The sequence below is a fragment of the Aureitalea marina genome (genome assembly GCF_002943755.1).
Lineage (GTDB): Bacteria > Bacteroidota > Bacteroidia > Flavobacteriales > Flavobacteriaceae > Aureitalea > Aureitalea marina.
Genome location: NZ_MQUB01000001.1, coordinates 2,978,230 through 2,991,903, shown reverse-complemented (window position 1 = coordinate 2,991,903; position 13,674 = coordinate 2,978,230). Strand labels below are relative to the sequence as shown.

Annotated in this window: 11 protein-coding genes and 1 pseudogene; 6 read left to right on the top strand and 6 right to left on the bottom strand. The window is 47.7% G+C overall.

Annotated elements, in window-relative coordinates:
- Positions 1–76: 76 nt before the first annotated feature.
- Both dnaE and BST85_RS13815 read right to left on the bottom strand, forming a co-directional pair.
- Positions 77–4,425: pseudogene (dnaE, locus tag BST85_RS13820) on the bottom strand (DNA polymerase III subunit alpha).
- A 148-nt stretch (positions 4,426–4,573) separates the two neighbouring features.
- Positions 4,574–5,035 carry a DUF6252 domain-containing protein gene (locus BST85_RS13815; protein WP_146090741.1) on the bottom strand — a complete coding sequence of 154 codons (462 nt, stop codon included), beginning with the start codon at positions 5,033–5,035 and terminating at the stop codon, positions 4,574–4,576.
- Positions 5,036–5,171: 136 nt separating this feature from the next.
- On the opposite strand from BST85_RS13815, the gene BST85_RS13810 reads away from it, so the two are divergent.
- Genes BST85_RS13810 through BST85_RS13800 form a run of 3 tightly spaced genes read left to right on the top strand, consistent with a single transcriptional unit; the run spans position 5,172 to position 6,971 of the window.
- On the top strand, positions 5,172–5,714 hold the full coding sequence (locus tag BST85_RS13810) for a 30S ribosomal protein S16 (RefSeq protein WP_104814022.1): 543 nt from the start codon (positions 5,172–5,174) through the stop codon (positions 5,712–5,714).
- A gap of 10 nt (positions 5,715–5,724) precedes the next feature.
- On the top strand, positions 5,725–6,249 hold the full coding sequence (gene rimM / locus BST85_RS13805) for a ribosome maturation factor RimM (RefSeq protein WP_104813801.1): 525 nt from the start codon (positions 5,725–5,727) through the stop codon (positions 6,247–6,249).
- On the top strand, positions 6,249–6,971 hold the full coding sequence (locus tag BST85_RS13800) for a tRNA1(Val) (adenine(37)-N6)-methyltransferase (protein ID WP_104813800.1): 723 nt from the start codon (positions 6,249–6,251) through the stop codon (positions 6,969–6,971). Before rimM ends, BST85_RS13800 begins: the two co-directional genes overlap by 1 nt.
- Here the strand turns inward: BST85_RS13800 and BST85_RS13795 are convergent.
- The gene (locus tag BST85_RS13795; protein ID WP_245917704.1) at positions 6,947–8,284 is read right to left on the bottom strand and encodes an amino acid permease; all 1,338 of its coding nucleotides are present in this window, start codon (positions 8,282–8,284) and stop codon (positions 6,947–6,949) included. The genes BST85_RS13800 and BST85_RS13795 overlap by 25 nt on opposite strands.
- A 68-nt stretch (positions 8,285–8,352) precedes the next feature.
- Between BST85_RS13795 and BST85_RS13790 the strand changes: the two genes are divergently transcribed.
- The 3 genes from BST85_RS13790 to BST85_RS13780 all read left to right on the top strand — a co-directional run bounded on the left by BST85_RS13790 (position 8,353) and on the right by BST85_RS13780 (position 11,666).
- On the top strand, positions 8,353–9,441 hold the full coding sequence (locus tag BST85_RS13790; RefSeq protein ID WP_104813799.1) for an aromatic ring-hydroxylating oxygenase subunit alpha: 1,089 nt from the start codon (positions 8,353–8,355) through the stop codon (positions 9,439–9,441).
- Positions 9,442–9,508: 67 nt separating this feature from the next.
- Positions 9,509–10,687: an acyl-CoA dehydrogenase family protein gene (locus BST85_RS13785; RefSeq protein WP_104814020.1), complete on the top strand. Its 1,179-nt coding sequence runs from the start codon at positions 9,509–9,511 to the stop codon at positions 10,685–10,687.
- 82 nt (positions 10,688–10,769) lie between these two features.
- Positions 10,770–11,666, top strand: a complete 897-nt coding sequence (locus BST85_RS13780; protein ID WP_104813798.1) for a metallophosphoesterase — start codon at positions 10,770–10,772, stop codon at positions 11,664–11,666.
- A gap of 4 nt (positions 11,667–11,670) precedes the next feature.
- Here BST85_RS13780 and BST85_RS13775 read toward each other — a convergent pair whose 3' ends face one another.
- The 3 genes from BST85_RS13775 to BST85_RS13765 form a co-directional block, all read right to left on the bottom strand.
- Positions 11,671–12,159, bottom strand: coding sequence for a DoxX family protein (locus BST85_RS13775; RefSeq protein ID WP_104813797.1), 489 nt, complete (start codon positions 12,157–12,159; stop codon positions 11,671–11,673).
- A 69-nt stretch (positions 12,160–12,228) separates the two neighbouring features.
- Positions 12,229–12,567, bottom strand: a complete 339-nt coding sequence (locus BST85_RS13770) for a 2Fe-2S iron-sulfur cluster-binding protein (RefSeq protein ID WP_104813796.1) — start codon at positions 12,565–12,567, stop codon at positions 12,229–12,231.
- 2 nt (positions 12,568–12,569) lie between these two features.
- Positions 12,570–13,622, bottom strand: a complete 1,053-nt coding sequence (locus tag BST85_RS13765; protein ID WP_104813795.1) for an NAD(P)/FAD-dependent oxidoreductase — start codon at positions 13,620–13,622, stop codon at positions 12,570–12,572.
- Between the last annotated feature and the right edge of the window lie 52 nt (positions 13,623–13,674).

The window sequence follows — 13,674 nt, the reverse complement described above, 5'->3', positions numbered from 1 at the left end:
TAGTCGTTATTTACCGCTATTCTTACGTCAATTTCATTAGTTGAAATAATAGCCTCATTGTCTGGGCTTATAGCTCCTAATTCAATTGATAAAGAAGCTTCTTATTGGTCAGCTCGTCTAATAACTCCTTACTAATGTTGACCTTGTGTTTTCTGCTAGGCATGTTCAATTTGACCTTATCCTCCCGGTCGTAGAGTGTGAAGTGTAATTGTTTCTCGCCTTTGTGATCGTGGAGCAACTTCTTCAAGGAATTCAGCTGATCTTCTTCCAACTGTTCCAATGGCATCTTGATGGTCAGTTTGCGGGCCTGGCTATCCATGACATCGTGAAGCATCTGGAAATGATTGTAGACCAAGCGAGGCTCTCGCCTCTTGCCTGTATTCTTATCCATATACCCCTCATTCACCCTTATCCGAACGTACACAAAGGAATCCGGCACTAGGAAATGACGCCATTTCAGATAATCTTCTCCAAAGATTCGGAACTCATAGCTATCCTCGTAATCTTCCACCGTAAAAAGAGCCCATCCCTTACCATTACGCGATTCTCTGTGCTGGACATCACCAATGATTCCTCCAATAGTCAGATCTCGGTTTACCAGGGATTCCAGATCATTAAAATCTCCCACTTTGGCATTGCAGAAACTCTCCATCTCCAATTTAAAGTCGTCCAGAGGATGGCCAGAGATATAGATCCCGACAACCTCTTTTTCTTGCTTGAGTTTTTTCATGGTACCCCAGGTCTCGCAGGGTGGAACTTCCGGCTCCGGTATGGTTACCTCACTAGCTTCACCAAACAAGCTCACCTGTGAAGAATTCTGAGACTCCTGGTAACGTGCCGCGTATCGGATCACCTTTTCGAAGAACAATTGCCCATCCGGGTCCGGATACATATACTGGGCCCGGTGATTGCCGAAGCTGTCAAAGCCACCGGCATAGATCAGATTCTCAAACGCTTTTTTATTGGCCGCCCTAAGATCTACTCGTTTAGCCAGATCGAAGATGGAACGATATTTCCCGTCCTTACGGTGCTCCACTATAGTGGCTACAGCTCCTCCACCTACTCCTTTGATGGCTCCCATCCCGAAACGGACCGCCCCTTGGTCATTAACCGTGAATTTGTAAAAGGATTCGTTCACATCAGGACCAAGTACCTCCAAGCCCATTCTGCGAGCCTCTTCCATGAAAAAAGTCACCTGTTTGATGTCGTTCATATTGTTGGAGAGCACCGCCGCCATGTACTCCGCCGGATAGTGCGCCTTGAGGTAAGCAGTCTGGTAGGCGATCCAGGCGTAACAGGTGGAGTGGGATTTATTGAAGGCATAACTCGCAAAGGCTTCCCAGTCTTTCCAGATCTTTTCTAACACCTCTTCCGGATGCCCTTTTTCAACCGCCTGGTCGATGAATTGAGGTTTCATCTTATCTAAGACTGCCTTCTGCTTTTTACCCATGGCCTTACGCAACACATCAGCCTCACCTTTGGTGAAACCAGCCAGCTTCTGTGAAAGCAACATGACCTGCTCTTGATAGACTGTAATTCCGTAGGTCTCCTGCAGGTACTCTTCCATGGCCGGCAGATCATAGCTGATCTCCTCCTCCCCATTCTTTCGACGGACAAAGGAAGGAATATATTCTAATGGACCTGGCCGGTAAAGAGCATTCATCGCTATCAGATCGGCAAACACCGTCGGTTTCAGTTCCTTCATGTACTTCTGCATCCCCACCGATTCGTACTGGAAGATCCCAACCGTTTCACCGCGCTGGAAGAGTTCGTAGGTCTTTTCATCATCCAACGGGAAGCTATCCGGATCCAAGACGATGTTGTGACGATGCTTCACCAATTTGACCGTATCCTTGATCAAAGTCAAGGTTTTAAGACCAAGGAAGTCCATTTTTAGGAGGCCCGCACTTTCGACCACCGCGTTGTCGAATTGAGTAACGTAGAGATCGGAATCCTTGGCGGTAGCGACAGGGACGAAATTGGTGATATCCTCAGGGGTGATGATGACCCCACAGGCATGTATCCCCGTATTTCTGACGGATCCTTCAAGTACCTTGGCCTGGTTGATGGTCTGGGCGTCCAGATCATTTCCTTTGGAAAGATCCAAAAGCTGGTGTACTCCAGCTACTTCTTCAGAGCGGAATTTAGAACGTATCTGCCCATCGTCCATGGCAAAGATCTTGCCTAGTTTGGTCATATTAGGGATCAACTTGGCGATACGATCCGCATCGGGAAGTGGCAGGTCTAAAACCCGGGCTGTGTCCCGAATAGAGGACTTGGCGGCCATGGTACCATAAGTGATGATCTGGGCTACCTGGTTGGCACCATATTTGTCGATCACATAATCCATCACCTTGGAACGACCCTCGTCGTCAAAGTCGATATCGATATCCGGCATGCTGATCCGATCCGGATTCAGGAAACGCTCAAAAAGTAGATCGTATTCAATGGGATCAATGTTGGTAATACCGAGGCAATAGGCCACTGCGCTTCCCGCTGCAGAACCCCGGCCTGGACCAACGGAAACCCCCATTTTGCGAGCTTCTGCAATCAGGTCCTGAACAATAAGGAAATAACCCGGATAACCGGTATTGGCGATAACCTCCAATTCAAAATTGAGCCGTTCTGCAATTTCTGGAGAGACCTCTTCATAACGCTTCTCAGCACCTTTGAAGGTCAAATCCTTCAGGTATTCGTTCTCTCCGCGTTTTCCCCCATCGGCATCCATGGGATCCAGAAACTCGGCGGGTATCTCAAAATTGGGCAGTAATACATCCCTGGTCAACCTGTAATCCTGGATCTTATTCAGCAGTCCCTCAATGTTGATAATAGCCTCCGGCATATCCTTAAAGAGGGCCTTCATCTCTTCTTGCGTCTTGAAGTAGTATTCCTGATTGGGCAACCCATAACGATATCCCCGGCCTCGACCAATGGGAGTCGCTTGCTTCTCTCCATCCTTGACGCATAACAGAATGTCGTGGGCGTTGGCATCCTCTTTATTGATGTAATAGGTATTGTTGGTGGCGATAAGCTGAACATCATGCTTGGAGGCAAATTCGACCAGGACCCGATTTACCCGCTCCTCGTCCTCCTGCCCGTGACGCATCAACTCGATATAGAGATCCTCACCAAATTGCTCCTTCCACCATAGCAAGGCCTCTTCCGCCTGACGCTCTCCGATGTTTAACACCTTGGAGGGCACTTCTCCGTAGAGACTGCCGGTTAGCACGATCAACTCACCTTTGTATTGCTCCACGATCTTCCTGTCTATTCGGGGGACATAATAAAACCCATCCGTATAAGCAAGCGAAGCCATCTTGGCCAAGTTGTGATACCCTTCTTTATTCTTGGCCAGGAATACGACTTGATATCCGTTATCCTTATGCGATCGATCTTGATGATCCGTACAGACAAAGAATTCGCACCCTACTATGGGTTTGATCTTCTTCTCTGCATCCTCCTCGGACAAACCAGAATTGTGCTGATGGACGGCCTGAACAAAGTGAAAAGCGCCCATCATGTTGCCGCTATCGGTAATGGCCACCGCCGGCATTCCATCTGCAGCCGCCGCTTCCACCAGGTTTTTGGTAGAGGCAGTAGATTGTAATATTGAAAACTGCGAATGGTTATGTAAATGGACAAAGGGTGACCGCTGCAAGCGATCAAGGTCTTCCTGGCTGGTCTTAATCTGACCGGCATCCGAATCCAATTGAGCTTCTAATTCCTTTCTGATAGCTGCCGAAGCCGCTTTCAGGTTGATATGTTCTATGCCTATCAATTGTACAGGCTTAGGGTTAGCCTGATCGTAACGGACCAAATAATCCGGTGCTACGTCCAGCTGCTCAATGGTAAAGCTCCGTTGCCGAATTAATTCTAGGAAACAGCGCGTTGTCGCTTCTACATCTGCGGTAGCGTTGTGAGCCTCGGCAAAGGGTACGCCAAACAAATGTTGATGCAACTCCGTCAGGGTGGGTAGTTTGAACTTACCCCTCGACCCCCTGGAATCTGGCAGAGTTGGGCTGTGGTCTCGGTACAGGTATCAAGTACAGGCATCTCCGTCAAAGGAGTTTCCATACCCAGGCGGTAGAATTCGCAACCCATGATATTCACATCGAAATCCACATTTTGACCCACTATGAATTTAGCTTTGCCCATCACCTCGGCAAAAGCTGTTGCCACCTCAGTTAGGGGAACACCATCTCTGGCGGCAAGTTCAGTAGAGATACCGTGAATACGTTCAGAATCGTATGGAATGTCAAACCCGTCCGGCTGCACCAGGAAATCGGCGCGCTCCAACAAAACACCCATTTCATCATGCAACTGCCATGCGATCTGAATACAGCGTGGCCAGTTGTCTGTATCGCTTACAGCTGCTTTATAATTCTTGGGTAATCCGGTGGTTTCCGTGTCAAAAATCAGGAACATATATCAGGACAAATTGGAGGTTGGAACGAGGTTTAAAAATACAAAATCCACCTGCGCTAATGAGCAGTAACTTATTAAGAAAAGCAGCTAGGTTTTCAACAAAAAACCCGCTCATGCTGAGCGGGTTCAAATGTGTTTTTAAGGTTTATTAATCCTCCGAATCTGAAGGATCCGGTGCCCCTACCGCTATGTTGTTGAATTCTCCCTGCCTGAATTCGAGAGGATTCTGCCCGTTGTAGCCTGTAAACTTAAACCTACCTGATATAGTTGCTCCTGTCGTTTCCATAACCATGCTCCCTGTGAAAGAGGCATTGGGGTTAGACAAGGTCGTGTATACAACACCGTTCGCCGATTCGTAGATCACGATTCCATCGCCATTGAACTGCTTGTACCCTAATGCGATATCATTGAGAATAATGGTGATTTTTCCTCTGTCCCCGGTACCGGTAATGGTGTAAGTTCCATCAGGATTCTGAACAGCACTTGTGGAGGTCGCATCAAAGAAGAAATCAGCGTTTACAGCTCTTAATAATAGTGGTGGCGGATCGTCCTCAGAACAGGACCACAGGGTTAGCACAGCGACTAGCAGGAAAAAAACCTTGGTTTTCATGATTACAGGGCGTAATGGTTGATAAACAAAGATAAAATAAAAGTTTAATTGGTTGAATTCCAAACGGGAAAAAAGCCTATCTTTGCAGCCTGAAAAAAATTATAACTGGGGTCGGGAACCTCAAAAATTAATTAGTATGCCTGTTAAGATCAGATTACAAAGACACGGAAAGAAAGGAAAACCATTTTACTGGATCGTTGCTGCGGATAGCCGTGCCAAGCGAGATGGTAAGTTCTTGGAAAAATTGGGAACCTACAATCCAAACGTAAATCCAGCCGAAATCAACCTGAACGTTGATGGAGCTGTACAATGGATGCAAAACGGTGCTCAGCCTACCGATACAGCCCGTGCCATTTTATCTTACAAAGGTGCTATGCTAAAAAAGCACCTGGCCGAAGGTGTCCGCAAAGGAGCTCTGACTGAAGAGCAAGCCGAGGCCAAATTCAACGACTGGGTTGAAGAAAAAGCAAAAGCCGTAGCTGCTAAAGCCGATAAGATCGCTCAAGGTAAGGCCGCTGCCGAGGCAGAAGCTCTTGCTGCCGAGAAGGCTGTCAATGAAGCTCGTATTGCTGAAGCAGTTGCAGAAGAGGCCGAGGCTGCCGCAGAGGAAGCTGAAGAAGTAGTTGAAGAGACTGCAGAAGCTGCTGCTACGGAAGAAGCAGCCAAGGAGGAAGAGTAAATTCTCTCCCATGCAAAAGGAGGAGTGTTTCTACCTCGGTAAAATAGTCAAGAAATACAGTTTCAGAGGGGAGTTATTGGTCCGACTGGACAGTGACGACCCGGAGATCTACGAAAATTTGGAATCAGTCTTTGTGGAATTGGACCACAGGCTGATTCCTTTTTTTATAGAACACGCCCAACTGCATAAATCTCAATTACTGCGGATTCAATTTGAAGATGTTCAGAGCGAAGAGGATGCAGAGTCATTGCTGGGAAAAGAACTTTTCCTTCCCCTAAGTATCCTTCCCCCTTTAAGCGACAACAAATTCTATTTTCACGAGATAATCGGATTCGAGGTGATCGACGAGCACTTCGGAGCAGTGGGTTCGGTTAAAAGTGTTAACGATACCACCAATCAGGCCTTATTTGTTATTGACCACAAAGGACAAGAGGTCCTGATTCCTATTAACGACGACTTCATCAAGCGCGTAGACCGGGATAAGAAAGAGATCCGGGTTGCAGTTCCGGAGGGTTTGATCGATCTTTACCTCTAATGGATCAACCGTTTCGCTTTAAGCAATTCACCGTACATCAGGACAAAACAGCCATGAAAGTGGGTACAGATGGTGTACTGCTAGGGGCATGGGCCAGTATTGCACACCAACCCCAAACCATCCTTGACATTGGTACTGGAACAGGACTCATTGCCCTTCAACTTGCGCAAAGATCGGATGCGACACTAATCGATGCCGTCGAAATTGATCACGATGCCTATGAGCAGTGTGTTCAGAATTTTGAAGCCAGTCCTTGGGCTGACAGACTGTTCTGTTATCATGCCAGTATTCAGGAATACGCCAGTGAGATGGAGGAAGAATATGACCTCATTGCCTCTAACCCACCTTTCTTTAGCTCAGGCACGATTAGCAATGATCCAGCTCGAAACCAAGCCCGATTTGATGACGCACTACCCCTGGAACACCTTCTGGTCTGTTCTTTGCACTTGCTTTCTGGGGATGGACGACTGGCGATTATTATACCCGAGGATCGGGAATTGGAACTACTGGAGCTAGCCAAAAAGCACGAGGTATATTTGGTACGTCGTTGTCGCGTACAAGGCAATCCGAATGCCCCGTTCAAGCGATGTTTACTGGAATTCTCCTTCTTCGAAAAGGAACTTCTTGAGGAAACACTCTGCCTGCGGAATAGCGACGGAAGCTTTAGCTCCGAATACATCGAGTTAGTAAATCCTTTTTATCTGGACTTATCTGCCTCCTGATCCCTCCTTTTCAGTTTATTCCAACGCATACGCCAGTAGAACGGTAAACCGGCCATCAGGAGTAAAAACCCATAAAAAACCGCCTCTTGACCCGAGCCATAGATGGTCCAGGCCGTATAGGCAAAGCCTAAAGATCCAAGAATGATGGCCGACGTTAGCGATTTTGGAGCTAGCCGTTCGTCTATACTCATCAGCACATAAGCAGCAGCTACAAACATATAAGGCACCAAGCTTGTGAAAACAGTGAGGAAACCAATGAACTCGAATTGCTCCACCAATTGATCGGAGGCGGTCATCAACAATAAAAGGGAGGTAAGACTGCTCCCTATTATTAGGCCATGTAAAGGCACTCCTCTCCCGCTCTTCCGCTTAAAGACTACAGGAAATAAATCGTCTTCTGCTGTAGCCAAGGGAACTTGGGCAGTGATCAAAACCCAACCATTCAGGGCGCCGACCCCGGAAACAAATGCTCCGGCAGCCACAAAATAGGCAGACCATTCCCCACCGAGTAATTGTGCTGCATCGGCAAAAGGAGCTGTAGACTGGGAAAGTTCCTGCCAGGGTAACATTCCAAATAGGACTATGGTACCTAAAATATAGAATACGGTGGAGGCCAGGGTCCCGTAAAAAGTAGCCTTGGGTATATTTTTCTCAGGATTATCAACCTCGGCTGCTGGAATGGAAGCACTCTCTAACCCTAAAAAAGCATAGAGTGTAAGCGTTGCCACTCCCGCAACTGCTCCCCAGGGTGTATCTCCGGTAGTTATAAATGGAGGAAAATTGTCCCAGGAAAAATAGAATGCACCGATAAGGATCACAAAGATCATGGGCAGGATCTTGATAATTACAGTAACAACCTGGAACAGCCCTGATTCTCGCACTCCCCGGCTATTGAGCAAGGTCAGGGACCACAACAGACCAAGGCCTACCAATACCTGTGGCCACACCTGGTCATTCCAGGAGGGGAAGAAGAATTGAAGGGCCCCCACCGTAGCGATCACAATGGCGGCATTACCCACCCAACAGGTGATCCAATAGCCCCAAGCGATGAGAAATCCCATAAAATCCCCGAATCCAGCCCGGGTATAGGCATATGGCCCACCACTTTTGTTGGGCACCAATACACTCATCTTTCCGAAAATTCGAGCCAAGATCAAAGCTCCGGCAGCTGTAAAGACCCATCCTAGTACGCTGACCCAACCCCGGCCGGCCAAACTGGCCGGCAAGAGGTAAATACCTACCCCAATCATGTTCCCCACAACTAAGGCGGTAGCCATGGTCAGGGACAATTTCTTGTTGGATGTGTTCTTCAAAAAGGGATTCGGTTAGCTAGTCTGAATTGTGTATTTTTAGTCAATTCACGGGAAGATACAATAAAATCATGGGCAAGCGCTTCCATATTGATACCGACATTAGAAAGGCGGAAACCCTTCCGGCCTCCTTTTACCGAGACGAGCAGATCTTTACCGAACTGAAGGACAAGGTCTTTTTAAAATCCTGGCATTGGTTGGGCGATATAACAGTATTATCCGGGAATAGGACGGTTTATCCGCTAGAATTGCTACCGGGCTTTCTCTCAGAGCCATTGGTGTTAACAAGGAATAAGTCCCACCAGATCCAATTGCTGAGTAATGTTTGTACACATCGTGGAAATAAGGTAGTTCTGGAAGCAGGAAAACCCAAAAAACTGATCTGTGGTTATCATGGACGCCGTTTCGACCTGGAAGGAAAATTTGAATATATGCCGGAGTTTGAACAGGCAGAAGATTTCCCAAGGCCCTGTGATCACTTACCCAATTTACCTTTGCAGCAGTGGGGTCCCTGGCTCTTTGGAAGCTTGGACCGAACCGCAAACTTTCAGGAAGTGATCAACGAGTTAGAGCAGCGGGTTGGGTTCCTTCCCTTGGAAGATTTCCGATTTGCTCCTACCTTGAGTAAAGACTACCTGGTGCATGCCCATTGGGCACTGTATTGCGACAACTACCTGGAAGGATTCCATATCCCGTTTGTACACGATGGCCTTATGGCAGCCCTGGATTATGGCAAGTATAAAACGGTGATGTTTGAGCAGGGGAATTTACAGATCGGCTATGCACAGGATGCTACCGAGGTTTTTGACCTCCCGGAAGGACACCCGGATCACGGGGAGGACATTGGGGCTTACTATTATTGGATCTTTCCCAACATCATGCTGAACTTCTATCCGTGGGGCTTATCGGTCAATGTGGTTAAACCTTTGGGCATGGACAGAACCAAAGTCTCCTTTCTGACCTACGTATTGGACCCGTCTAAACTGGAAGTAGGAGCCGGTGCATCTTTGGAGAAGGTTGAACGAGAAGACGAGTTCGTTGTAGAAAATGTACAAAAAGGGGTGCGATCCTCGCTTTATCAGGCTGGCCGATACTCTCCGACCAGGGAGCAGGGAGTCCATCAGTTTCACAGGCTTTTATCCAAGGCCTTAAACGGCTAATTTTTTCAATAGTTCTATTTGAAATTCAGGGGCATTGGCTACCTTTGAGCATCCAAAAAACGACTACATGAAACCCGATCTTTTCGAATCTCCAGATTACTACTTACTGGACGAACTTTTAACCGAGGAGCACAAACTAATTAGAGACGCTGCCCGTCAGTGGGTGAAGCGTGATGTTTCGCCGATTATCGAGGAAGCTGCCCAAAAGGCCGAATTCCCAAAATCCATCATCCCTGGGCTTGCCGAGATTGGAGCCTTTGGACCTTATATTCCGGTGGAATACGGAGGAGCAGGATTGGATCAGATCTCCTACGGGCTTATCATGCAAGAGATAGAGCGCGGAGACAGTGGAGTTCGATCTACCGCTTCCGTTCAATCCAGTTTGGTGATGTACCCCATCTGGAAGTATGGAAATGAAGAGCAACGGCAGAAATATTTGCCCAAGCTAGCCACTGGGGAATGGATGGGATCCTTCGGGCTAACCGAGCCTGACTTCGGAAGTAATCCTGGTGGTATGGTCACCAATTTTAAAGATATGGGGGATCACTACCTGCTTAATGGAGCCAAGTTGTGGATATCTAATTCGCCTTTTTGTGATGTGGCGGTGGTCTGGGCCAAAAACGAAGAAGGACGTATCCACGGCTTGATCGTCGAGCGCGGTATGGAAGGCTTCAGCACCCCGGAGACTCATAATAAATGGTCCCTGAGAGCTTCAGCCACGGGAGAACTTATATTCCAGGATGTGAAAGTTCCCAAGGAAAACCTACTTCCTAACAAATCAGGGTTGGGAGCTCCGCTTGGGTGCTTGGATTCTGCACGTTACGGAATTGCCTGGGGAGCGATCGGTGCTGCCATGGACTGTTACGATACTGCTCTGAGATACTCTAAGGAGCGTGTACAATTTGGTAAGCCTATCGGTGGATTCCAATTGCAGCAAAAGAAATTGGCCGAAATGATCACCGAGATCACCAAGGCACAATTGCTGGTATTCCGATTGGGCCAATTAAAGAACGAGGGGCGCGCCAGTTCGGCTCAAATCTCCATGGCCAAACGAAACAATGTAGACATGGCTATCAAGATCGCTCGAGAAGCACGCCAAATGTTGGGCGGAATGGGAATTACGGGAGAGTATCCCATTATGCGCCATATGATGAACCTGGAGAGTGTGATCACCTACGAAGGAACTCACGACATTCACCTGCTGATCACAGGCCTGGATGTGACCGGCTTCAACGCTTTCAAATAAGTTATAACGAACAAGAGAAAGGCGCCCAATAGGCGCCTTTTTTTATATCCCGGGGGATTGTATCTTTAAACAAACCGTTTACATGTCCTCCCAGACACGCCTGACAAAAGCCTACCAAAGTGCACAGAAGATTCACTTCGATGACGACTCCAAGTTTATCATCTTTAGTGATGTTCACAGAGGGGACAACAGTTTTGCCGACGACTTCGCCAACAACCGCAATGTCTATTTCCATGCATTGAGCCATTACTTTGACGCCGGATATACCTACCTCGAATTAGGCGATGGAGATGAGCTATGGGAAGTCATGGATTTTGACACCATCTTCGAAGCCCACAGGCAGGTTTTTCAACTCTTGAAAAAATATTACCGCGAGAATCGCTATCATCGGGTTCTCGGCAATCACGATATGGTAATGAGATCCAAACGCTTTGTGGAAAAGCACCTTCATTCCTACCTAGATAAGATCACCGATCAGGAAGTACCACTCTTCCCCGGGATTCAACTACCGGAGGGGATAATCTTGCAGCACCGTGAGAACGAACAGGAAATATTTCTCACTCATGGTCACCAGGCCGAATGGATGAATTACCACGGCTGGAAGGTCAATCGTTTCCTGGTACAGGTGCTCTGGCGTCCCTTGCAGATATTCGGAATTGGTGATCCAACCAGCCCTGCCAGGAATTACCGGGAGTTGAAACGGGTCGAGAAAAGGTGTAAACGCTGGATATTGAACAACCGCAACCTGATCACCATCATGGGACATACACACAGACCACGTTTTCCCGAGCCTGGAGAGATCCCGTTGTTCAATGATGGGAGTTGTGTGCATCCGCGCAGCATAACCGGCCTGGAGATCGAAAACGGAAAGATCTCCCTGATCAAATGGCATATCGCTACCACTGCAGATGGAACCCTAAGGGTTGTTCGCAATCTCCTGGAAGGTCCGCAGGAATTATGTGATTACAAAAGGACTTAAGCTATTATTTACTCCAACGCTTACTGATGAGGTAGTCCAGTCCAAACCGGCCGGAGCCCAGACCGAGATTGTAGATAGCCAGCCACAGGAACCCCATGGCAGGGAGCATACCCCAGGTACCGTCTCCCCATTTCTGAAAGAAAATAGCGACCAACATGGTACACATGACCAGGAATGAAGCAACTCTCGTTTGCAGACCGGCAGCAAGGAAAATCCCTCCGATAGCCTCACTGGCACCGCCTAACCAGGCAAAGAAGGTTGGAGCTAAGGCGAAGATCCCACCAAATTTGGCCACGTCCTCCGGAAACCAGGCTGCCACCTCAAATAGACCGAGCTCATTCTCTGCCGAACTCCAGGGCATCCCGAATTTGGAAGCACCGAAATCAATGGCCAAAAGCATACCACCAACAAATCGAGGTATTGCAAATAAAAGGTCCACATACCATTTGGACTGGCATACCGGAATGGTCAATGATCGAAGGAAGGATTTCATAATGAATTGCTGATAAGTTTAGTTGAACAAGCTCTCAATCGAGCTTCTCTAAAGTTAGCAATTCTGAATTTACATTTCCTCTGGGGCGAGGTGTACTTTCAAGCCAGAAAGCTCTGGAGTGATCGGGATCTGACATCCAAGCCGACTGTTATCTTCTACAAAAAAAGCCTCGGCAAGCATAGCTTCTTCGTCCGGGCCTTTCTCCGGCAGCGGATGTTCACTTAATACATAGCACTGACAGGATGCGCACATGGCCATTCCGCCACATATACCAATGGTACCCTCCGGAGCCAACTCGTAAGAGCGAACTACCTCCATCAGGTTCATATTCATATCGGTGGGCGCCATTACTTCATGACTGACTCCTTCGCGATCGATGATAGTTATTGGAATATCTGGTGACTCCATGATCAATTGATGGCCTTGACCACAGCTTTAGGGGCTTCTTTCTTACTTCCGTCGAAGCCCTCTACACCACCAACTGTGGTGTACTTCATCACATAGCGCTTGCCCGGGTGTATTCGCTGATAGGCACTCTGACACATCAAAGTAGCCTCGTGGAATCCACAAAGGATCAATTTAAGTTTACCAGGATAGGTATTGATGTCACCGATAGCATAGATCCCAGGGATATTGGTTTGGTAATCCAGGCTGTTATCCACTTTAATGGCATTCTTTTCGATCTCCAGCCCCCAATTGGCCATAGGACCTAATTTAGGTGCCAAGCCAAAAAGTGGCACAAAATGGTCACATTCCAGGTCAAACTCCTCACCGGACCGCTTAACAGTTACACCGCTGATGTGACCATCACCTTTTAGACCGATTACCTCAGCTGGTGTTATCAGCTTGATCTTTCCGGCATCCTTCAGTTCTTGGACTTTTTCAACACTATCCAAAGCACCTCGGAACTCGTTTCGTCTGTGGATCAGTGTCACACTTGCAGCCACATCAGTTAAGAAAATACTCCAATCGAGGGCCGAATCTCCACCCCCAGCTATGACGACATTTTTATTGCGATAGACTTCAGGATCGCGAATAACGTATTCAACTCCCTTGTCCTCAAAATCGGCTATGTTGGCAATAGGTGGTTTACGCGGCTCAAAGCTTCCAAGCCCTCCAGCTATTGCAATGACAGGGGCTTTGTGTTGTGTTCCCTTGTTGGTGGTCACGATAAACTGGCCATCCTCATCTTTGTCGATGGTTTCAGCCCGCTCACCAAGGGTGAATCCTGGCTGAAACGGTTCGATCTGTTTCATGAGATTATCGACCAGGTCCCCTGCCAATACTTCTGGAAACGCAGGAATATCGTAAATAGGTTTTTTTGGGTAGATCTCCGCACATTGACCTCCAGGTTGTGGAAGGGCATCGATCAGGTGACATCGAAGTTTAAGCAATCCGGCTTCGAATACGGTAAAAAGTCCGGTGGGTCCTGCTCCAATGATAAGTATATCGGTCTTGATCATGTATCGAAATTGATTTGGGCCAAAATTAAGTCCAGGCTTATAGCTGCTAAAT

Coding starts and splice junctions, on each gene's coding strand:
- BST85_RS13800 (WP_104813800.1), top strand. CDS start 6,249: ATGGATCAACCGTTTCGCTTTAAGCAATTCACCGTACATCAGGACAAA.
- BST85_RS13765 (WP_104813795.1), bottom strand. CDS start 13,622: ATGATCAAGACCGATATACTTATCATTGGAGCAGGACCCACCGGACTT.
- BST85_RS13775 (WP_104813797.1), bottom strand. CDS start 12,159: ATGAAATCCTTCCTTCGATCATTGACCATTCCGGTATGCCAGTCCAAA.
- BST85_RS13815 (WP_146090741.1), bottom strand. CDS start 5,035: ATGAAAACCAAGGTTTTTTTCCTGCTAGTCGCTGTGCTAACCCTGTGG.
- BST85_RS13785 (WP_104814020.1), top strand. CDS start 9,509: ATGAAACCCGATCTTTTCGAATCTCCAGATTACTACTTACTGGACGAA.
- rimM (WP_104813801.1), top strand. CDS start 5,725: ATGCAAAAGGAGGAGTGTTTCTACCTCGGTAAAATAGTCAAGAAATAC.
- BST85_RS13790 (WP_104813799.1), top strand. CDS start 8,353: ATGGGCAAGCGCTTCCATATTGATACCGACATTAGAAAGGCGGAAACC.
- BST85_RS13810 (WP_104814022.1), top strand. CDS start 5,172: ATGCCTGTTAAGATCAGATTACAAAGACACGGAAAGAAAGGAAAACCA.
- BST85_RS13770 (WP_104813796.1), bottom strand. CDS start 12,567: ATGGAGTCACCAGATATTCCAATAACTATCATCGATCGCGAAGGAGTC.
- BST85_RS13780 (WP_104813798.1), top strand. CDS start 10,770: ATGTCCTCCCAGACACGCCTGACAAAAGCCTACCAAAGTGCACAGAAG.